This is a genomic window from Candidatus Bathyarchaeota archaeon (assembly GCA_023131225.1).
Taxonomy (GTDB): domain Archaea; phylum Thermoproteota; class Bathyarchaeia; order Bathyarchaeales; family SOJC01; genus JAGLZW01.
The window spans coordinates 43,350-64,254 of sequence record JAGLZW010000013.1; the positions used below are offsets into that span (position 1 = coordinate 43,350).

At 42.0% G+C, this 20,905-nt stretch carries 22 protein-coding genes and 2 tRNA genes; 13 read left to right on the forward strand and 11 right to left on the reverse strand.

What is annotated here, in order from left to right; all coding sequences use genetic code 11:
* The first annotated feature begins 2 nt into the window (after window positions 1-2).
* Window positions 3-257: a hypothetical protein gene (locus KAU88_03735; protein MCK4477624.1), complete on the forward strand. Its 255-nt coding sequence runs from the start codon at window positions 3-5 to the stop codon at window positions 255-257.
* A 53-nt stretch (window positions 258-310) separates the two neighbouring features.
* On the opposite strand, the gene KAU88_03740 is transcribed toward KAU88_03735, so the two are convergent.
* Complete coding sequence (locus tag KAU88_03740; GenBank protein ID MCK4477625.1) at window positions 311-1,357, reverse strand: DUF4114 domain-containing protein; 1,047 nt, start codon at window positions 1,355-1,357, stop codon at window positions 311-313.
* Between the two features lie 281 nt (window positions 1,358-1,638).
* Between KAU88_03740 and KAU88_03745 the strand changes: the two genes are divergently transcribed.
* Window positions 1,639-1,713, forward strand: a tRNA-Ala gene (locus KAU88_03745).
* A gap of 29 nt (window positions 1,714-1,742) precedes the next feature.
* Here KAU88_03745 and KAU88_03750 read toward each other — a convergent pair.
* The 3 genes from KAU88_03750 to KAU88_03760 all read right to left on the reverse strand — a co-directional run bounded on the left by KAU88_03750 (window position 1,743) and on the right by KAU88_03760 (window position 4,306).
* Window positions 1,743-2,444, reverse strand: coding sequence for a hypothetical protein (locus tag KAU88_03750; protein ID MCK4477626.1), 702 nt, complete (start codon window positions 2,442-2,444; stop codon window positions 1,743-1,745).
* Between the two features lie 22 nt (window positions 2,445-2,466).
* Window positions 2,467-3,030, reverse strand: coding sequence for an adenylyl-sulfate kinase (locus KAU88_03755; GenBank protein ID MCK4477627.1), 564 nt, complete (start codon window positions 3,028-3,030; stop codon window positions 2,467-2,469).
* A 139-nt stretch (window positions 3,031-3,169) separates the two neighbouring features.
* A complete protein-coding gene (locus tag KAU88_03760) occupies window positions 3,170-4,306 on the reverse strand; it encodes a phosphotransferase (GenBank protein MCK4477628.1) in 1,137 nt (378 codons plus the stop codon).
* Window positions 4,307-4,838: 532 nt separating this feature from the next.
* On the opposite strand from KAU88_03760, the gene KAU88_03765 reads away from it, so the two are divergent.
* The 6 genes from KAU88_03765 (at window position 4,839) to KAU88_03790 (ending at window position 12,157) form a co-directional block, all read left to right on the forward strand.
* Complete coding sequence (locus KAU88_03765) at window positions 4,839-6,179, forward strand: amidohydrolase (GenBank protein ID MCK4477629.1); 1,341 nt, start codon at window positions 4,839-4,841, stop codon at window positions 6,177-6,179.
* Window positions 6,180-6,242: 63 nt separating this feature from the next.
* Complete coding sequence (locus KAU88_03770) at window positions 6,243-7,499, forward strand: adenosylhomocysteinase (protein MCK4477630.1); 1,257 nt, start codon at window positions 6,243-6,245, stop codon at window positions 7,497-7,499.
* 58 nt (window positions 7,500-7,557) lie between these two features.
* A complete protein-coding gene (locus tag KAU88_03775) occupies window positions 7,558-7,845 on the forward strand; it encodes a transcriptional regulator (GenBank protein MCK4477631.1) in 288 nt (95 codons plus the stop codon).
* A 62-nt stretch (window positions 7,846-7,907) separates the two neighbouring features.
* Window positions 7,908-8,657, forward strand: a complete 750-nt coding sequence (locus tag KAU88_03780; GenBank protein MCK4477632.1) for a nucleotidyltransferase family protein — start codon at window positions 7,908-7,910, stop codon at window positions 8,655-8,657.
* A gap of 68 nt (window positions 8,658-8,725) precedes the next feature.
* A complete protein-coding gene (locus KAU88_03785; GenBank protein ID MCK4477633.1) occupies window positions 8,726-10,357 on the forward strand; it encodes a hypothetical protein in 1,632 nt (543 codons plus the stop codon).
* 21 nt (window positions 10,358-10,378) lie between these two features.
* Window positions 10,379-12,157, forward strand: coding sequence for a hypothetical protein (locus tag KAU88_03790; GenBank protein ID MCK4477634.1), 1,779 nt, complete (start codon window positions 10,379-10,381; stop codon window positions 12,155-12,157).
* Here KAU88_03790 and KAU88_03795 read toward each other — a convergent pair.
* Both KAU88_03795 and KAU88_03800 read right to left on the reverse strand, forming a co-directional pair.
* The gene (locus tag KAU88_03795) at window positions 12,149-12,874 is read right to left on the reverse strand and encodes an anaerobic ribonucleoside-triphosphate reductase activating protein (GenBank protein MCK4477635.1); all 726 of its coding nucleotides are present in this window, start codon (window positions 12,872-12,874) and stop codon (window positions 12,149-12,151) included. The genes KAU88_03790 and KAU88_03795 overlap by 9 nt on opposite strands.
* Window positions 12,871-13,128, reverse strand: a complete 258-nt coding sequence (locus KAU88_03800; GenBank protein MCK4477636.1) for a thioredoxin family protein — start codon at window positions 13,126-13,128, stop codon at window positions 12,871-12,873. The genes KAU88_03795 and KAU88_03800 overlap by 4 nt, the downstream gene beginning before the upstream one ends.
* Before the next feature lie 305 nt (window positions 13,129-13,433).
* Between KAU88_03800 and KAU88_03805 the strand changes: the two genes are divergently transcribed.
* The gene (locus KAU88_03805) at window positions 13,434-13,904 is read left to right on the forward strand and encodes a hypothetical protein (GenBank protein ID MCK4477637.1); all 471 of its coding nucleotides are present in this window, start codon (window positions 13,434-13,436) and stop codon (window positions 13,902-13,904) included.
* A gap of 20 nt (window positions 13,905-13,924) precedes the next feature.
* On the opposite strand, the gene KAU88_03810 is transcribed toward KAU88_03805, so the two are convergent.
* Complete coding sequence (locus tag KAU88_03810; protein ID MCK4477638.1) at window positions 13,925-14,362, reverse strand: archease; 438 nt, start codon at window positions 14,360-14,362, stop codon at window positions 13,925-13,927.
* A 241-nt stretch (window positions 14,363-14,603) separates the two neighbouring features.
* Between KAU88_03810 and KAU88_03815 the strand changes: the two genes are divergently transcribed.
* Window positions 14,604-15,830, forward strand: a complete 1,227-nt coding sequence (locus KAU88_03815; protein ID MCK4477639.1) for an ATP-grasp domain-containing protein — start codon at window positions 14,604-14,606, stop codon at window positions 15,828-15,830.
* On the opposite strand, the gene KAU88_03820 is transcribed toward KAU88_03815, so the two are convergent.
* On the reverse strand, window positions 15,824-16,543 hold the full coding sequence (locus KAU88_03820) for a hypothetical protein (protein MCK4477640.1): 720 nt from the start codon (window positions 16,541-16,543) through the stop codon (window positions 15,824-15,826). The genes KAU88_03815 and KAU88_03820 overlap by 7 nt on opposite strands.
* Before the next feature lie 68 nt (window positions 16,544-16,611).
* Here KAU88_03820 and KAU88_03825 point away from each other — a divergent pair, with 68 nt between their 5' ends.
* Window positions 16,612-17,364, forward strand: coding sequence for a histone deacetylase family protein (locus tag KAU88_03825; protein MCK4477641.1), 753 nt, complete (start codon window positions 16,612-16,614; stop codon window positions 17,362-17,364).
* A gap of 95 nt (window positions 17,365-17,459) precedes the next feature.
* Entirely contained in the window at window positions 17,460-18,341 is an 882-nt protein-coding gene (locus tag KAU88_03830) for a magnesium transporter CorA family protein (protein ID MCK4477642.1), read from the forward strand.
* 189 nt (window positions 18,342-18,530) lie between these two features.
* Here the strand turns inward: KAU88_03830 and KAU88_03835 are convergent, their stop codons facing one another.
* From KAU88_03835 to KAU88_03845, 3 genes are all read right to left on the reverse strand, one after another.
* Window positions 18,531-18,845, reverse strand: a complete 315-nt coding sequence (locus KAU88_03835; GenBank protein MCK4477643.1) for a hypothetical protein — start codon at window positions 18,843-18,845, stop codon at window positions 18,531-18,533.
* A gap of 36 nt (window positions 18,846-18,881) precedes the next feature.
* Window positions 18,882-18,969 (reverse strand) — tRNA-Ser (locus KAU88_03840).
* Window positions 18,970-19,134: 165 nt separating this feature from the next.
* Entirely contained in the window at window positions 19,135-19,503 is a 369-nt protein-coding gene (locus KAU88_03845) for a hypothetical protein (GenBank protein MCK4477644.1), read from the reverse strand.
* 634 nt (window positions 19,504-20,137) lie between these two features.
* On the opposite strand from KAU88_03845, the gene KAU88_03850 reads away from it, so the two are divergent.
* The gene (locus KAU88_03850; GenBank protein MCK4477645.1) at window positions 20,138-20,794 is read left to right on the forward strand and encodes a DUF91 domain-containing protein; all 657 of its coding nucleotides are present in this window, start codon (window positions 20,138-20,140) and stop codon (window positions 20,792-20,794) included.
* Window positions 20,795-20,905: the final 111 nt, after the last annotated feature.

Consider the following 20,905-nt stretch of genomic DNA (forward strand, 5'->3'; position numbering starts at 1 on the left):
AAATGGCTAAAGTCAAAAAATGGGTTGAATCAAGAACAAAAAAGCCCGACTCCGAATACGAAGAAGCTAAACGAGAATTTGAAATGGCAATAGGAAGACCATTCATCAACATAAGAATCGAGATTCCTAAAGGCTTTGAAGATTCGCGCGCCCAATTCCTTAGCTTAGAGACGGACAAAGATTTCCTCATGGAAGTTGAGGATCTAGTTAAGAAAAGACTTGTATACGAGAAGCGTGGCATAAAGCGTACATCATAAAATTACAAGCTGCGGGCTATAAAGGAAAGTTCTAATTCATAAATCGCTAAAGACTACCTTACGTAAGGTTTTGCACAAAAGAAATGTTTGGCACGGCGAGTTTTGGTTAGTGGAACGCTAGCTTTGTTTCTAGTACATTTCGAAAAGTGGATTATTCGAATTTCAGTGCTTCCTTCAAAGGCTTGACCGCTGAAGAGATTTCCAGAGACTACCAACGTGATTTTGACACATTTCGAAGTGTTTTCATTAATTACGATTGCGTTTTTGATGAATTCTATGATGGCGGTTCTGCTGAATTTCACCATAAGTACTTTAACGCCAACGCAGTCGATGTCGAAAATCGCTACAGGTTTTGGTTCAGCGGGAATCGTACCATTTAGCATTATCGTTGAAACATCAATATCTTCCACATCATAATCTTGAGGCAATCTGATGAAGCATGTTATCCATTTTCCTCTACTTTTCATGTTCAATTTGTGTGGGAAAATGCAAACTTTTGCTTCTGTAACAGGAATCAATACTGCTAGAATCATATCTTGAAAGTCTTCATCACCGCCTTCCCACAGATCTTCCCAGACGACAATATATCCGCCAAGTGGGTTAGGGTTGGCAAAGATCAGCGTATGGTTAAACCCATCTGGGTTACGGTGCGTTTCAGTGTAGAATAAGCCGTCAGGAGAACCTAAACACAATCCGAAGGTTTCTGTCGCCTCGAAGATCCCTATGTCTCCAGAGCTGTTGGCTCCATCAAAAATTTGATGCAGCTCACCTGATGAAGTTGGATACCAGCTTAAATTGTTTGAAGATGCATATCCAGCAATCTCTGCTAAAATCGCGATTTGATAATATCCCGCGTCAAATGTTTCATTTCCCAATTTTTGCTCAATCACGTTGATAGCATATCCATTTGCGTCGAACCATTCTTGCAAGGTCGGTTCTTCATTCGTTTCTGCCATTCCAGCCTTAGCAATTGATGTCCTTGAAACAGTCGATTTGATCTCAGTTTCAAATCCAACCACCGTTGAAACGGATACAGATAGCAAGATTAGCATAACTAGTGCAATAATCGCAAAACTTTTTGTGATTACGATTTTTCGCAAATTTATATCATCGCTATGTTCTTTCGTGTGGTAGCATAAAAGCGTAATAACTGTTTTTTTATAGAAGTTTCTTCTAGAAGTATTTTAGATTAGTATAAGACAGTTGTAAGACATTAAGTGTCTTATTTGGGGAATTATTGTAGCTGTTGCTGATGTGGAGCATGCTAAAAAACCAAAACTGCCGAATAAGCGGTTTTTGAAGAAATACAAGAGAAGGAAAGGCAAATAGAAACTATAAACCTTTAATAGTAGACTATGTGTCAAGAAATTCGCGTGTCAGTGGGCCGGTAGTTCAGCCTGGAATGAATGCCTGACTTGCACTCAGGAGGCCGTGGGTTCAAATCCCGCCCGGTCCACCTTTTTAGGTATGTAGGTTTAAGACTAGTCAAGAGTTAGACGCAGACTTTTCTAAAACTCTGAGATCACATTTGCTTTCTGTGCAATAATCTTTTCCAAATCTGAGCAGCGCGCTTTCTAGGTGAGCAAAAGATTTCCCTTTTACTTTGTTCTCTTTCCAAACCTCCTTGAGTTGTTCAAGGGCCTTTCTGGAGTCGTCTGGTTTGATGAGTTTCAGATGTCGTGCTGCTCGAATCACGGATTTTTGAAGCGGTGGATCGGCTTTAAGCCAAACGTCTCTGAGTTCACGGAGAAAAATATTAACTGTTACTGGGCCTACGCCTTTGAATTCTTCCAGCCTTTTTTCCAGTTCTTTGTAGTTGGCTGCTTTTTCGATAAGGTTAAGAATTTCTCCGTCATATTGGTCTTGTAATTGTTTGGTTATGTCTAGGAGCATGTCGGCGGTTTTATAGTCATATCGTGCGTAGCCTCCTTCGTCTAAAACTTCAACAAGCTTGTTCCAATCAGCTTTCTGAATAGCCTTAGGTGTAACGAGCCCTCGAGTCTCAAATTGTTTGTAGGTTTTTCTCGCTGTTTTAGAGGATATTCGTGCTCCAAAAAGAAGCGATGCTAGAAACCATTTGAAAATCTCCTTTTCGCGGCACGAAGCTAAATCTATGTCCAACTCTTCAGAAAAAGTTCTGGGAAACAGTGACAATAGTTTCTTCATGGTTTGCTTTTTCTGAGACAAAAGCCTTCAGCCCACCCGACTTTTATGGCTTTTTAGATTTCAAGAAGTGTTCCTGAATTGCAGTCAAGATTTTTTCAGCACATTGCTCCGCTGAAAGCCATGAAGAGTCAACCTTTACCTCTGGGTTGAAAGGTTCTTCATAAGGGGCACCTACGCCGGGTACTGTTTGAGCTTTGCCTTCTTCTGCCTTCTTGTAGATGTCACTGGGGGCTAGATAGGTGTTTTTGCGCTTTGCTTCCCGCTGCACACAAACTTCAAGGGGGCATTCGAGGTAGACTTCCATGAAATGCGGTATAGCTTGCCTTGCTTGCTCTCGGAATCGGCGGCGATTACCTGTTGCGTCAATGATGACGTTGACGCCATTTTCGGTTAACATTTTCGCAGTGAAAACTAAAGCGCCATAGACTACTTCACGCTCATTTTCGGAGTAGGTTGGTTGCGGGGTGGCGTATTTGCGTATCATGTCTATAGAAACTATTTGAGCGTAAAAGTTTAGAGCCTTCAGCTTTTTCAGCAGCAAATTGGCTATGGTGGACTTGCCACTTCCCGGCAAACCAGTGACCCAAACACACCACCCCTTCTTCAAAGTGAGTTACCCACCTTCAGAAATGACATAGAAAATATTGTCAATCTGTTGATAAATCTTAGGAATAAAGGGTACAAGCAATCTACACTCAAAGATATTGAATATATGCTTAAGCATCTGGAATGAGAGCGCATTGCTTTCACAGTTTGAGATAGGAGTTAATATCCTTCAAGTCTAATCTTTCAATCTCCAGCACGTTTCGTACAAAGTTGAAAAGCTTACTTCTCACGTGCTCTGGCAGGTTTGGATACCAAACTGGAGATGCAACGACCAAGCTCCGCCAGGCGAAGAAAGGCTGAATGACAGTTAATATCTCTTCGTCTCCGGTCTTGTCCAAGTAGTTTTTCCAGAATAGGTTGAAGAGAGTTTCAAAGGATTTCGCTAGTCGCCCGTGCGCCTGCAAGCTGTAAAACAGGTAGTTAATTGTCATGGCGCTAACATCGTCTGCTGGCTCACCCCATTCTCCTCGGCTGCGGTCGAGAACGGTGAAGTCGGTGTCTTTGTGGAAGAGTATGTTCCAAGGGTGGTAGTCTCCATGCACCTGCGCCAGTCGATGAGTAAATCTTTTCAGCTTCCACCTCCACTCCACACAGCGCTTCTCGATTTCCATCAAGTTCTTCTCGTTAATGTAATCCAAGCCAGTTGGGTAGCTGTCCATTAACCCCATTATGCACTCGCCATGGCCTATGAGGTCGCGGATTCGTCGAATGTAAAGCTCTGTTCGGCGGCTCTTAACCTGGTGAATCTCAGCTAAATATTCAGAGAGGGCTCTGCAGCGCTCCAAATCTAACGGACCGAGTTGCTTGAACATTTTTAGCCTGTCCAAGTCTTCGTGGTAGAGCTTGCCTTCCACAAATTCTGTCACAATAAAGAATTCGTCGCAGTCGCCAAGGGACTTCAAGCTTCGTCTTTTTGTAAAGGCACCAGCATCCACCGAGTGTACATGCTTAGGCAGTTTGTTGAAGGCGGAATGTTGCCAAAGTATAATCCCAGCGCGGTCGCTGAAATGGTCATGGCTAAAACCACTGCCGGGGCGCATCGTTTCCAAAACAATCTTTTTCATGCGGCCACCAATGTTTAGGACGATGAGGTAAGGAATCCCATAGCCGAAGCCTTTCAAGCCGCATTCTTTATCCTTTTCTAGATCATTCCGCTTCTTTTCTTTACCTAGCTCATCAACATAAACCACATCAACATCTTCGCCGAACAGTGACGAAAGATATGCCTCTAAACTCTCTTGTAGAACCACAACTCTTTCTTTTTCAGTCGTTGTCATACATGCCAAATCCAAATAGTTCTTTCAACTCATCCCAAGTATACGCCAATATAGTAATAAACACGCTTTAGTAAATAAGCCAATGTAATCCGCCAAACGGCGCAAATCTACCTAATCCCAACAGGGAATTAGACACTATAACACTTGTTAAACGTGCTTCAATGAGGCAGATCACGCCTACTTGTAGCAGAAGCAACAGTTCATCAAGAAACCTAGCTGTGCTAACTTCACGCTTGATGAAAAGAAGCACTCCAGCCACTCCAACTAAAATGCCTAAATAAATGAAAACATAAAGGTGAAGCAGACCTTTTTAAGCAAAATAGGACGCAAACAGCCCAACTTCATACAGATAGAGGGAATAACCTCGCCAAGCAGCAAAGAACGTGGATAACACGTCTAGAATGTCCAAGACAGGCAAGATAAGAATCACACGATCTAGCCTGCTTAGCTTCATTAACCTCAAAGTTCTTCTAAAGCTTCACCAACTTTAATAACATTTCATCTAGAAAAGTTGTAAAACAGGAGAGTGTCTATGAATTCGATTATAGAATGTGGAACAATAGTCACTATAAGCCACAAAGGCACGATAAAAAACGGCTCAATAATTATCGAAGATGACAAAATAGTCGAAATAGGAAAAACCGACAAACTGAAGCCAAAGTATCGACGCTACAGAAAAATCAACGCAAAGAACAAGGTTGTCATTCCAGGCCTAATCAACACGCACCATCACGCTGCTATGAGCATCCTAAGAGGCTACGCAGACGATTTGAACCTCAAAACATGGCTGGAAAAATGGGTATGGCCCATCGAAAAACACATGACAAGCCAGGACATCTACGCAGGCGCCTTACTCACCGCCATCGAATCCATCAGGGGCGGCACAACAACAATCAACACAATGTATCACTATACTGACGAATACAACGAAGCACGAGCCTTCGCTGAAACAGGTTTGCGTGGCGTCGTGGGACATGCCTGTTTTTCGTGGCGAAAAAAACAAGATAGAACGACTCTGGATTCTTTGACTAGAACATGGCACAACAAAAAAGATGGTCTTATACGAATCAGCATAGGCCCTCACTCCCCTTACACAGTAGGTCCAGACTATATGAAAGAGCTGAGAGCGTTTACGCAAGAGCTGAACCGAAAACGATGCTCACAAAATTCGCCTATAATCTGGCACATTCACGTGGCTGAAACAGCCGATGAGCCGGAAAAGATTAGAAAAGCTTTCAACGTAGCTGTCAAAGGGGGAGTGGTAGAATATCTTGATGCTTTAGGCGTTCTTTCCCACGATGTAGTGGCGGCTCACTGCGTCCACCTCACAAGAAGAGATATGGCGATTTTGAATAAAAGACAGGTAAAAGTCGCTCACAACCCCGTTTCGAACCTAAAGCTCGCCTCAGGCATAAGTCCAGTAACACAGCTCCTGGAGAAAGGCGTTACGGTAAGCCTCGGTACAGACAGTTCATGCTCCAACAACAGCTCCGACATGTTTGAAGTTATGAAGATTGCAGCTTTGCTCCATAAGGGAGTAAGCAGAGACCCAACGGTGTTGTCTGCTGAACAAATCTTGCGTATGGCAACCATTAATGGCGCTAAAGCAATAAGTTGGGACAAAGAAGTTGGCTCGATAGAGGTCGGTAAAAAGGCGGACTTGGCCATAGTTGACTTCAAAAAGCCTCATCTAATGCCAGTATACAACGAGACAAGCCACCTTGTTTACTCAGTCAAAAGTGCAGATGTGGACACTGTAATCATAAATGGTAAAATCGTGATGGAAAATAGGAAAATCAAAACTGTGAATGTAAATAAGGTTATGGAGCTTGCAGAAAAGACAAAGCGTAGTCTCTTAGAACGTTTGAAATAAAAGCCTTTAAGGTATCCATCTTAAATAACTGATAGTTAACAACGTGATAGAGCAGTGGAAATCATGCCAGAATTCAAAGTCAAAGACCCAAGTCTTGCTCCGAAAGGAGCCTCTCTAACGGAATGGGCTTCAATGCATATGCCTGTGCTGAATCAAATTAAACAACGATTTGAGAAGGAAAAACCTCTTGAAGGCATACGATTAGGAGCCTCTCTCCACGTAACAAAAGAAACCGCCGTTCTCATAGACACTCTCATGGCAGGCGGCGCAGACATAGCTCTGTGCGGCTCGAACCCCTTGTCTACTCAGGATGAAGTTGCAGCAGCTTTGGCTGAAAAAGGCATAAGTGTCTATGCTTGGAGAGGTCAAACAACCGAAGAATACTATCGGTGCGTTGAAAAAGTCATAGATCACAACCCCTTCATAACCGTAGATGACGGCGCCGATTTAGTCGGCACAATTCACTCTAAAAGAACTGAAATCATACCAGATATCAAAGGTGGAACCGAAGAAACAACAACTGGGGTTGTGCGGTTGCGAGCAATGGCACAGAGTGGAGCACTAGAGTATCCGATAATAGCTGTGAATGACGCTTATACAAAATATCTTTTTGACAACCGCTATGGTACAGGTCAAAGTACACTCGATGGCATCCTCAGAGCCACCAGCATTCTACTTGCTGGCAAAAACTTTGTCATAGCTGGGTATGGATGGTGTGGACGCGGGCTAGCATTGAGAGCTAAAGGCATGGGCGCTAACGTAATCGTAACAGAGACAGATGCGACAAAAGCCTTAGAGGCTGTCATGGATGGCTTTCGGGTGATGCCCATGGGAAAGGCTGCAGAAATAGGCGACATCTTCGTCACAGTCACAGGAAACGTAAGCATAATACGCAAAGAACACATGGAGAAAATGAAAGACGGTGCAATACTTGCTAATAGTGGCCACTTCAACGTAGAAATAAACATCCCGGAACTAGAAGGCATAACGGTTGCACAGAGGACAATTCGACCAAACCTGAAAGAGTACCAGTTGCAGGATGGAAGAAAACTGTATTTGCTTGGCGAAGGAAGGTTAATCAACCTTGCCGCCGCAGAAGGTCATCCCTCAGAAGTCATGGACATGTCTTTCGCAAACCAAGCCCTCTGTATAGAGCATCTAGTCAAAGAACCTAAACTAGAGTCAAAAGTCTACAGTGTTCCAAATGGAATAGATAGGCTTGTTGCTAACCTTAAACTGAGGGCCATGAATGTTGAGATGGACCGGCTGACAGAAGAACAGAAAGAGTATCTAGCCAGCTGGAAAACTGGAACAATCTAAATCAATAACAAAGCTTATAACAACAACATGCCTAAAAAGGCTACAAAGTGGTGATAACATGGTTGGTAAAGATCAAGGAATTGGCGGCTTAATTTTCCTTGTATGCGCTATCGTTGCAATCGGCTATACCCTAGGACTCTTTTGGCTAGGAGAGCCACTTGGCGGCACACAAGACGCTTGGACGCTGTCTTTTTGGCTCATAGCAATGCCCGTGTACCTCGCGTTCATACTCATTCTCGGCATAGGTGCTTGGATAGGTTGGACAATGGCTACTACTCCACCGCCGAAACCAATTGAAGAACTCGAAGTTGAAGAAAAGAAAGAAGAAGAACAAAAAGAAGAGTAAGCCCGCTAGCAAAACGCTTTTTTCTCTCTTATTTCATAAAAAAAGTCAATAGGTGATGTGCTGTGTGTAATACTAAGGCTTTAGTGTTGTGCGGAGGAGAAGGAAAAAGGCTTAGACCAATCACCTATTATCTTCAAAAAACCATGATCCCGATAGGTTATACACAACGACCCATTCTCGAGTATATAGTCCGCCTTCTCAAATTTCACGGTATAACCGACATTGCCTTCTTGGTGAATCACAAAGCTGAACAGATTAAGAACTATTTCAGCGAGGGGTCAAGGTTTGAAGTAAGGATACGTTATGTTTATGACAGTCAATTGCTAAAGGGAACAGGCGGTTCAGTACTCAATGCCTACAAGCAAGAAGCCTTTAATGAAAAGGACACAGTACTTGTTTACTATGGAGATATTATCACAAACATGAACTTGAAAGACTTAATTAGTTTCCATAAGAGAAAGCAGGCAATGGCGACTGTGGCACTTGCCTCTGGGTTTGAAGTAAGGGTTGGCTTAGCCAACCTTGAAAAAGACGGTAAAATTCAAAGATTCATTGAAAAGCCCAAATTAGAAAAACCTGTAAGTATCGGCATCTTGGCCTTTAAAGGCGCGTCTTTGAAGGCTGCGCAAAAATTGGTTGAAGAGAAACGAACAGTGGATTTGATGGGAGATGTGATTCCTCATTTGATAAAGATGGGTAAGCCTGTATATGGGTTTGTGTCCGACGCTTTTTGGTTTGATGTCGGCAGCATCGAAGCTTACGAAAAGCTGGACAGAGAGAAAGTAAAAGATGCTATGTCTTTTTTGCTTTAAGCTCTTTTGTTATTTGAGTATAGGTTATAAAAGAAACTTTGGAGAATATAGTTTTCGGAGAGGTTGCTGTGACTGGCTCTAATTTAGTTCTGCCTTATGCTACAGGAGATAGCGGCAGAAAGACATGTTTTTCTGAGGCTATGGAAGTTGCGGCACTCATTTGCATTACTGAAGCAGAGCGGAAAAAGAAGCAGGGACTTCTTGGAGGAGCAGCAGAAACTCTTACCTTTCTCTCCAAACTTTATTATCCTCTTTGGGCAATTCCTTGGGAAAAAAACTGCTTGCTGATAGATGGAATGGGAACCGTTTCAGACAATATCCTATACTTTAAACCGCCTGACGTGGAAGCTTTTATTGAGCATTTAAGGAGAAGTGCTACAGTTCAAGAATTATATCACAGCACTTTAAGAAGCCACCGTGAAACTTTTTCTGGATTCACCTCCCAAACAGAAATTCCCATAGAGGGATTCATTACAGAGAAAGAACTGTTATCCGACATGCTAGCATTCATAAAAAACAGCCCAGCAAAGATTACCAGTTCAGACTTAAAGCCCACTTCATCAATACAACCCAAAATTGACAAGGAAAACGCGGCTAAAATTAGCGAAAAAGTTCTGGGCCACTACAGCAAGCTCCAGTCGGAAATAAAAGGTTTGCAATTTGCAATTGACACCGTGAGCGAAGAAACGAAGACACATGTTGACAAGCTTCGGCAAGAATTAGAGCAAATTCGAGAAAAATATGAAGACAAGATTTCTACCGTTAGGACAGAGGTCGAGAAGAGAAAAGAAGAATTGGAAAAAGAGCGGGACAAGAAAATAGAAAAAATAACTGTAGCTAACGAAAAAGAAGCAAATGTAAGGCTTACAGAACGTAAAAAATGGGAGCGAGAACTACTAAGACTTGAACAAAACAAAAGCGAATATGAAAAAAGGAAGGAGATGCGGAAGCGGAAAAACGACGAAATTGGGGAGGCCCGATGGGATGCCAGACTTCGAGATGTTCAAAATCGAATTTCAACCGTGAAGGGAAAAATTAAGGCTCTCTCAGAGTTTATCAATCGAAGCAACAAAGAAGCAGAAAAAACAACAAAGAATCTGCACGGGACCTACCGGAAGTTAATAGACGAAGAAAATTGGAAAATCATAGATTTGGAAAATCTACGTGACTCAGAGGTTGAGAAGAAGGGAAAAGAGATAGAGACGCTGCAGCGAGAAACACTGACCATCACAGATAAAATTGAGAGACTAATCGAACAGAAAAGAGAGCGTTGCTCAATTCTTAAAGAAGCTACCATTCCTTGGAAAACTGAAAACCTCACTTTGATTCATGTACCCTTCTACTTAATTCAATACGCAGCTGAGAAAAAGAAAAGATACTGTCTTCGCCCACCTGTTGTTGCAAGAGGGCGCGAGGGAGTTGCGATGAAGATTCGCTCGTTCGTGAAAAAAGCAAATATTAACACCCTTCTGAAACCCCGCTCCAAAGCCCTAGAGAAAATGCTGAACTCTCTTGAAGAGAAGCTAAAAAGCGACAAGGGAGTTAAAAGAAAACTAGACCAACTTGGCACGTCACACAACCTGTTAACGTCTGCAGACTTTAAAGAAAAAGTGAAAAAAGGCATAGAAGAGCTTGAAGTTGAAGGTTGGATCAAGCCAGAAGAAAAAGCATCCATAATGAACACCCTTTCAGCAAACTAATCCCCTTGCGAATAATTAAAAATGGGAAAACCAACTTCTTTCGGCGAGTTGAGAAAAATGCGAAACAACAAAGTTGTTGACCGTAAACTCCTGCTTAAACGTGTATTTTCAAGAAGCAAGCTTTTCCAAATAGGAAAAGCGCTAGGCGTTCCCTATTTTATCAATTTTCATAGCGAATGGGACATGGACTATGACAGAGCAGCTTTTGAAATTGCTTCCAATATAAGCGATGTGCAGCTCGAGAAAGTTTTCAGCAATTATGAACCCCGTAGATGGGAAGTTTTCAGAGGTCAATATTATACATTTGAGAATGGTAAATTTCGACTTGAGGGCTATTGGAAAACAATTCAAGCAGCGATTGCTCAGGCCAAGAAAAAATTCGGAAAAAACTGCATTGCTGTTTTGAAGTGTCTGGTGAATTCTGGGAAGGGTTGCAGCCTTAAAGAGATTAGACAGAATCTTCCAGAAAGCGCGGATCCTTCCCCAATTTTATCGGATTTAGAGAAGCTGAAGGTTATAGTGACTTCTTATAGGAGCAAAGATTTTCAGGAGTGGACAGTGTTGGAAGAAACCTCTCCGATAATCCAGTTAGAGTTGGGGTTAGCTCCTAGGGAGGCTAGAAAAGCAGCTTTCGTCGTCAATGTTCCTGCAAAAGCTGACATAATAGATGAAGAACGCCAAATTGTCGGGGAGATGGACAGGGAGTTGGACGATTACTTAAATGACTTGTTCAAATATCGAGTTGATGAGGCGGTTAGGTTTGGCAAATCTTTTTCTATCTCTCGCCTGGCCGGCTATCTGAAGGATCTTTTTGGTCCAGTTCTCTATTTTGATAGTTTACTTAGCATCACTCAACAATACGGGTTGGCTGATGTTGAGATTGTTCATAGTGAGGGTCGAACTGGGATGCGAACAGGGTGGAATCTTTCTCTTTTCGGTGAACCAGGCACTGGTAAGAGCTTTTCAGTTAGGGACATGATTCTTGGGAAGCTTGATGCTAAAATCCCACCTCACGGAATTCCAGGACGCAACCGTTACGCTGGAGGTATGACACCCGCCAGGTTCATTCGCATAGGTCAAGCTTACTCTGGAAGAGTTTTTAATTTTATTATTCCTGAATTTAATGACTGGTTTAAATACAAAGGCATGGTAGAGCTATTGAAACTTGCCATGGAACGAGGTGAAATTAAATACGAGACGCATCGCGAAGTCATTGGTCCTTATCGTTTCCACAGTTTCTTCAGCGTAAACTATAATGTAGCAGCGTTTGGCAGAGGTTATGAGCTGACTATTCAAGACCCAAACTTCAACGCAATCGAAGACCGCATGCTTTGTCGCCTACATAGACTTACTAAGCAGCGTTTTGTAGAAATTGCAGAAAGTCAAATGCGGTTGGTCTTTGGAGAAATCGACATTGAAGAAGGAGCACAACAGATACGGGACCATTTGTCGCTGGTTTATGCGGCTGAAACCAAACATCCTTTGGCACAGGGTAAATTTTCGCCAAAACCTGTTATGCTTACTCCAAAAGCTCAAGAGATGTTGATGAGAGCTAGAAAAGCCATCTTAGCGGAAATTCCGCGAAAGGTTGTTCGTTTTTCTGCTAGATTGGAAGACCGTGCTATCCGTTTTGCCTGTGCCGCTTCGCTTCTCAGCTATTTTCAGTCAGATCTCGACTTCATTCCTGTTAGTGAAGACGCTTTGAAGTACGCTATTCAGCTTTATGTAGAAGAAGCCTCAGTAAGGTCGCAGGAAGAGTTTGTACCTGAATCTGTTTTGGGGAAACTTGCTTTAGGATAGGGGCTGTCTCAAAATAGTTTTTGGCACAATCTTCCTGGCCAGCTTCAGAAAATCATCCGTATCTTTCGGAGAAAAAGACTTGACATTTTTGAATTTCGGGTCCAACGTTTTAACATCTTCTTTGAAGCTTTGAAGGACGTATCTTTTACTGCCCTTAATTCTGCTACAAATTTGTTTAATGTCGTTCTTGCTGTGAATTGTAGGAACCAATGTTGTACGAAACTCGTAATCTATAATATTTTTTAACAAAATTTCAACTGTTCTTTCTACTTCAGTTAGCAGCTTTTCCGCGTTGACGCCGGCTGCATTCGAGTAACTCTCTACACTCAGAGGTGCCTTAACATCCATAGCAATGTAATCCACAAGTTTGTGTTCAATCAACTCTTGCACCATCGCAGAGTTTGTACCATTAGTGTCCAGCTTGACCCCTAAGCCCAATTCTTTGATACGTCTACATAGAGTTGGAAGTTCATTGTGGATCGTTGGTTCGCCTCCAGTTATGGCCACTCCGTCCAGCCAACCCTTGTTTTTCGTCAGGTATTGCTCGATTTCTTCGTAGGGAATTGTTTGCATTCCTTCTGGGTTAAGAACAAGACTGAGGTTGTAGCAGAAGGGGCAGCGAAAGTTGCAGTGAGGCAAGAATATGACTGCTGAGACTTTTCCATCCCAATCTACAAGGCTGAGGTCGATGAACCCTTTAATTTCTGGCAGCTTCATTTGGCTAACCGTTTCTTCACTTCGGTTTCCAACTCTTCTCTAGAAAGCAATTTTCCGCGAGTTATGACTTCGTCATCTATGGCTATGCTTGGCGTGCTCATAATCTGATACATAAGTCCGTCTAGTTGACCATCTGGGGTACTTATGTCCACTGTTTCATATTTCAATCCATGTTTTTGCGCAATTTCCTGAGAAATCTTTTTAGCAGCAGGACAATTTTTGCAGGTTGGCAAAGTAAAGACTTTCAACTCCATATCAAACTTCCTCCTTTCTAAACACATGTGTTGTTAGAAAATAAGAGTCTTAGCTTTTTCTGTTTGAAAGACTAGATGTACGAGATTTCTCCGGAAATTTACTCGCCAGCAAATGCCAGCCAGAAATAGAAAATGCATCAAAACGCATCAACCCTTCCTTCCTATACATAAACAACATGTCTGCCTGCTATCTCCATCCATTAGGCTAAGTTTAATCTAGACATATAGAGGTCAAAACCTTATTATGGTGTCTAAACCAAAGAAGCTTTATTCGTTAAACGTCTAGTTCTGTTTCTTGAGTTACGTTGCTTGTAAGAATCGTGCGCAGTCTAACGCCTGAAGAAGTTCATAATGGAATTCGCATATTCGAGGAACAACATGGCTTATCTTTTGAAGAATTCGAAGACCGATTTATCAAAAAGAAGAGACCAAGGCATCTGTTGAGTGTTTATCTTGAGTGGGCAGGTTTGGTTGATGCTTACAGAGGCTATGAGGAGGAGGGTGAACTTGGCTACATCGTAGAAGAGGTGCGAGATTTTGATTCTAAGCGGTTAGCTTCACTAACTTCGAAACGCGTAGAGCTGCTGAATCATCTTGCCAATACACGTGTAGAATCTATAAATGAGCTGGCACATAAAATCAAACGTGACATTAAGAATGTTTATGAGGACTTGCTTGCTTTGAAGGAGTTGGGGCGTCTCAAGTTAAGACGAATGGGAAAACGTAATGTTGTGCCCGAAACTTTGGTTGAAGAGATAGCTTTTTTGATACGGTGATTTTGGCAGGGGATTTTGTTTTAAATGTCGAGGATGAGCTTTACTGTGGTTTTGTTGGGCTTTTTGGTAATTTCCATTCTGTGATACGTTACGGCTTTGACTCCGACTTTTTGTGGGTGTTTCTTGGGATTAAATGTTTCACCTTGAATCTTGGCCTCTAGCCTGAAGCCTTTCTCTGTTCTTTTTATAGGTTCGATTTTAAATTTGGAGTATAACATTTCTGTCGTGTCGAATTTGACTAGAAGTGTTTCCAGCCAATTGTAGAGCAGTGCTTTTTCGTCGAACCCTTCAACTTCTACCGTTTCTTCAAGCTTTGGCTTTACTTCCTCTGTTTCAGTCATTGTTTCGAAGGTTGCAAGTGCTGCGTTTTCAAAGGCTTCTTCCAAGGTTTTGCCATAGGCTGCGATGTAAACGTCTGCTCGATGTTCGAGAAACTTGAATTTCGTCTTTTTAGACAACAAACTTTTTCCCTTAAGCAATGAATAGTTAACGGATTATTTTGCCTTTGCTCGGTTTTTATGGTTGCGTCGCGCGCGCGCATTTTCTAACTTCGTCTTCTCTACCCGTAACTCCGCAGGCATTGGAAAGCTTCTCCAAAGCGTCTGTAAGTTTCACTTATTCTTTCCCTCTTTAGACTGTTATTTAGCACAGAACTAAGAAATAAGCGTAAAGGCTATCTAGAAAAGCAGAGGCTATGGTTTGAAGGAAATTAACGTTCAAAATATTTTGGTGATAGGCATCGACGCCGCTGCACTGGCCACTTCAGCAAAGATGGCAGGATACAACGTTTTTGCTGTAGACTATTTTGGAGATCAAGATCTTAAACGAGCATGCAAAGATAATCTATCGATTATTGCGCAAAAACCTGGAAAATCTTGTAAGCGCCTTGAGACGAATTTTTCTCCAAACGCGCTTTTAAGTCTAACAAAGAAGCTTCTTGCAACTCATCGAATAAACGCTGTTTTGTTAGCTTCAGGTCTGGAAGACTCGTTTCAGCCCTTAGCGAAACTCAACGATCTGATTCCCATAATTGGAAACAATCCTAAAATAATTAAAAAAGTGCGTGACAAAATGCAATTTTTCCATGAACTTAAGAAAATCGCCATACCTTATCCCGAAACTGCGTTGGCAAGAAATCCTGATGAAGGGAAGCGTGCGGCTAAAGATATTGGTTATCCTGTCATGGTGAAGCCTTTAGCAGGTTTCGGAGGTGTTGGAATCAGAAAGGTAAAAGATAGAGACGAGCTAGGCAAGGTTTTTCCACAAGTTGTTTCATTATCCCGAGGAGTTTTGATTCAAGAGTTTGTGTCTGGTATGGATGCTAGTGTGTCGTTTCTCTCGTCCAAGAAAGCGGCTGTGGTTTTGACTTTAAATGAACAATTATTGGGAATCCAAGGAGTTGGTCAAAAAGAACCATTTGGCTACTGTGGAAATATTGCTCCGGCTTCAGCAAGTGAAGCGCTTATGGATATGTGTAAAGACACTGTACAAAAAATTGCCTCGCACTTTAGCCTTACGGGGTCAAACGGTGTAGATTTGGTGATTTCCAAAGATGGTATACCCTATGTTGTTGAAGTAAACCCCCGCTTTCAAGGAACCCTAGAGTGCCTTGAACGTATTCTTGAAATAAATTTAGTTAATGCCCACATAGAAGCCTGTGTTGAAGGAATTCTTCCACTTATCAGTGAGGGAAGACCAGCAACCTCGTGTGTTAGACTCATCTTATATGCTCAGCGACGTTCAATAATCCCCTGCCTTACAGATCTTGCAGAAGCCAGAGACATCCCACTTCCAGGGGTTATCATAGAGGAAGGAGAACCACTCTGCTCTATTGTAGTTGAAGAAAAAACGAGAAGTTCTGCTTTGAGAAAATCAATGATGCTGGCTGATCTTATCTATGGGATTGTAAAGCCACAGTTTCAGTGATGGATCAGCAAACCTGCTTTTCTTAGTGTTTCGAGTAAAGGATGTCCAATTGCTACAGTAGCCATGGCGGATAGCGCCACCTTTATGGGAGTGATGACAGCGCCGCTACCCCAGATATACTGTAAATCTTCAACATTCCACCCATAAAAGAGCCTGTAAGTTTGACATGGAATAAGAATGAAAATTCGAAATAAAACGTCGGCCTCGAGGCCAACAAAAGCTATGACAGCAAGAACAATTGGCAACCTTGTAGATTCGTGTTTCCATAAGCCTTTCTGAATTAGGAAAATCACTGCGAGAAGAATGGCAAATGCAATATATGTGTCCCACATTCCCCAAAAGGGAAGTTGCCAAGCAACAGGTGTAAGGAAGTAAGCTGCAAATAAGATTGTGTAGTAACCTAGCACGGGTTTCCATTTTCCTCTAAACAGCAGTGCTGAAACAGCTGCTCCGATCGGAGCGCCCATTGTAAAAAGGAATTCGTACGCGTCTATGAAGTATATGTAATGTCCAATCATAACTCCGATTGAGGTGGCTGCAAATCCTAACAGTGGTCCAAGTATGATTCCTGTAAGGGGCTCCATTAGAAAGTTCCAACTGGACCAGATGCCGGAAGAGGGCAGACCCCCAAAAGAGTCAGTAATAACACTTAGGGCTGCAAAAACTGCCACAATAGCCACTGTTTGGGCTTTGGTGATTTTTCTTTTCTGCATGGCTAGTTGCAGTCAATGTTGGCAAGTTTCTTTTATTGTTTTGCGTATAGTAGATGGGAGAGATTACTATGTATGTAGTTTATCATGAACGATACGAAGAAGTCTACGCCTCAGACCCTGCAGCATCTCCAGGCAGAATTGAGTGTATCAGAAAAGAACTGGAAGATCTCTTCCAATTCGTCAAACCCGTATCTGCTAGCGAAGCTGATTTGCGGCTGGTGCATTCGCAAAACCACATTAGCTGGGTAAAACAGCAAGGCTTGACCTATGAAATTGCTGTCTTGGCTGTTGGAGGAGCGTTGAAAGCTTCTGAACTTGCTATGCGGGGAGAACCATCCTTTGGCTTAATTAGGCCTCCGGGGCATCACGCAAGTTCAGATTCCTGCTGGGGTTTCTGTTATTTCAATAATATCGCTGTTGCGATTGAAAAACTGAGGAGGGAAGGTGTTGTTAAGAAAGCTCTGATTGTGGATATCGACTTGCACTTTGGGGATGGTACGAACAATTTTTTCGCATCGGTGCCTGAAGTTGAGTATCATCACGTTGAAGGCGATAAAAGGGCGAGTTTTGTGAGTGATTTGGAACACTTCCTTGCTTCTCAGCAAATCTGTGATGTGGTCGCTGTCTCCGCGGGTTTCGACGGACATGAGCTTGATTGGGGCGGTTTGCTAAAAACTGAAGACTATAGAGTCATTGGAAGGATTGTGAAGGAATATGCTGACGAAAAATGTGGTGGGAACATGTTTGCTGTTTTAGAAGGTGGCTATAACCAAAGCGTTCTCGGACGGAACGTCAAAGCCTTACTTTTGGGCTTGGAATAGCTTTTTTCTCATTATTCAGCATTTCTCTCAAAGCTCGAGCGAAAGCAGCTTTATAAGCTGTTTTGGCGTGTAGACAATGTTTGGTGGAACTACTAGTGATATGGGTGTACACAGTCACAGAATCAAATGAATTACAAGCTAGAGACGCTAGTTCTCTACAAGAATTGCAAAGCCTTAGTAGAGAAGTTGATTGGCTCTGGATAGATTGTATGGATCTTGGCGACAAAGAGTTTGAGGTCATTGGCGGATTGGTTGAAGAAACTAAGGTTATTAATGATATTAAGGAGCAAAAGATTTTTTCACGACCCGAGAGAGTCAACAATTACCTCATGTTTTCAGTTCCTCACGTTGTGTTTATAGATGAACTGAAAACGTTTCCCATTTACGTTTTTATGAAAGAAGGTATGTTCTTAACTGTAAGAAATAAGCATTCTTCCAAGCCTGTTAAGAATGCGTTTAAAACCTTTGAGGATTGTGTTGGAAAAGTTTGTGAAGGATCCACTAATTCCTCTTTTATCCTTAGTAGGCTGTTCCACGAGATAAGTAATGAAAATCTGGACGTGGTGATGGCTCTGAGAGAGAATATTGATAAGATAGAAGAGAGGGCACTTGCGAGTCCAGGGGATAAAAGAATCAGTCGTTCGGTTTTTGTAATGAAGAGAGAGATATCCGCTCTCGAAAGAATCTTATGGTCTCAAAGAGAGTTAATGCTTAGCATAAGAGAAGGTGTAGTCCTTATTGTTAAGCCTTCTGAGGAAATCAGAGCGACTCTGAGCCATGCAGTCAATAACATTTCGCGTGAGCTTTCTCTTCTCGACTCTGATAATAATGCTTTAGACAGTGTTCTCAGCCTGCAAGATTTGGGTATGATACATAAAGTTGAAAGAAATCTAATCTACCTTACTTTAATTGCCTTGGTTGTGAGTGTCCTTCTAATTCTCTTAGAAATTGATATAATTAATCTTTTATCAAGATGAATCTGGAACATCCCACAAGAAACAGGTTATGAAACTAATAGCGCAAAATATATAGAGAGCTCCTTTCTCTTAGAGAAAAGTCCAGTAGAAGGCGATAGAACGAAAGCAAAACTATTGTGTGTAGCCAAACGCTATCTGAAAAATGCTGTGGCTTTTAGGAGCGAATGGTTCTATAACCTCAATCATTGTCTATCCACTCTTGATTATACTCATATGGTTTATCGCAAAGGGTTCAAAACTCTTAGCATCATATTTGCTTTTCCGCCAACTGCTTGGGACAAAATACTCGTTACTGTTAGGTTTAGGCCTTAGCGTAAGGTTCAGCACGAGCTTAATCGTAACATATGTCTTGCTCAATTCTGGACTGATTTCATTGGCTTTATGCTCAGCACTTATCGCCACCGCGATATTCATGAAACCTGTAATTCTAAGCGTATACTCATGGGTCTTATCTAAAGGAAAACCTCCATAGATTGTCTGAGCTTCAATAGTTTTGCAGTCCACACACAAATAAAATCAAAGGCTTTTAAGCTGATGATATGGCGCCGGGAATGGGATTCGAACCCATGCGGCCCAGAAGGGCCACAGGCTTTCAAGGCCTGCGCATTATCCGCTCTGCCATCCCGGCTTGTGAAACATACAGTGGTTTACTCAAGAATAAAATATTAACCTAGCCCCCAACTTTGCTTTAATAATAGAAAGAGTCTAATGCCTAGTCATATTCGATGTCTATTAACTGCCTACTAGAAGCCTATAGTGCACGGCTTGATCCAAGGGTGATACACACGTAATTTTATATGGTCGCCAACGCTTTTTTCCTTTTCCTCTTTTTCCTTGCAACTACACCCTCTTCAATAAAGCTGGAACTACGTAGCTCATGCATGTACCACCCTCTAGCCCGCGAGAAATAGGTTCCTGCCGCTAACCCGAATACCATTAACGCTAACCCGCTCAGCGTCAATGCCAACCCCAATACACATCCAGGTGCGGTCGAAAACCCAACGGGCACAAATAAGATCCAATTAACCAATTCTGCCACAGCTAACGTCTCCAAAATTCCGCCGATAAATAAAACACTTCCCGCAATAAACATTAAATAAGCTGACATCTCGTCATGCCTAGATTCTGCAGCTCTCTCACGTAGATAATCGCGAATCGACAACGTCGACCCCATATAGAAGCAATAACGAAAAATATGTAAATGTTATGATAGGTCACTAAAGATTTACAATCTATATAACAAAAGAAAACTGCATACATGTACAACAACAACACGGAAACGTTTATTAAATCTTAAGTTTTACTATATGCTTAACTGGTGTCTCCTTTGTCAAAGCTTATTTCAATGCAATACACGGAGAATGTTGAAAGTGGAAATAATGACAGTTGCTGCGAAGCCTGCGGACGGATGTTTGGAAATCCCATCCAACTGACCAATCTTTCAGCAATACCTATGCAAACATATAACGCTTGTCCATTCTGTTTCTCTAAACTGGAACTTGACAATTTTGAAGTGTTAGCTTCAAGAGATGCAGGCAACACCCATGAAGAAACTCAGAAAAATACGGAAAGCTCTGCACAGTCAGAATGTCCGCATTACCTTGGATATTTGAAAAAACGCCCAAAAAACACGCCAATTCCAGACTCTTGTTTGGTCTGTCAAAAAATGATACAGTGCATACTCCATTAGCTGGAAGAATACTCACGCAATTCGTCTTATCTAATAATATTCAAAATCAATATTCTATTTCATGAATTACCCTTCATAAGCTATTTATCTTTTACAGAGATTGTTATTGCTGGGATTAAATATGGCAATTGCGAGAATCAGCGTTAAAGATGAGAATGAGCTGCAGAAAATAGTCGCACATGACGTAAGTGCTGTCGAAAAGGGACTGACAATGATTTGCAGTAACATGCCAATAGATTCAAAAGTAAATATCGATGTACTGTGCCACGATGAAGATGGACAACTGGTCATTGTCAAACTAAGTACGAAAGAGAACGATAACATGTTTTTTGACGGTTTGAAAATCTTGGCCTACGTCAACAACGTGAAACCCTTGCTGAAGTTTTCCTACAAGGACTATAAAATAAATGATACAAAGTCACCAAGGCTAGTCTTTTTAGCGCCTTCGTTTTCAACACAATTAGTCGACGTAGTTAGTCAGATGCAAGGAATCCAGATGGATCTCTACACGTGGGAGTACTTCGAATTTGATGATAAAAGAGCCTTACATCTTGAGCCAGCATGGTTAAGCGAGGCAACGAAATCAAGGCCACGAAGAACCAAGCCGGAAAAGCCCCGGCCGCTAAAAGCTGTTGAGGAGCCTGAAAAGGAACCTGAGAAGGTAACAGAAGAGGTTGTAATGCCTCCAGAAGAAGTAAAGCCAAAGTCGCCTAAGAAAGAATACAAAGAACGAGCGAAAAAGAAGTCGATTTTCTCGATCTGAGTCTGCTTTCATCATCCACCATCAATTTTTTCTAGCTTTTTCCATTATTTAGCTGAAGCGCAAAATAGAAATTCATTTTCGATCCAATTATTAAGCGAAACTCTAATTGAT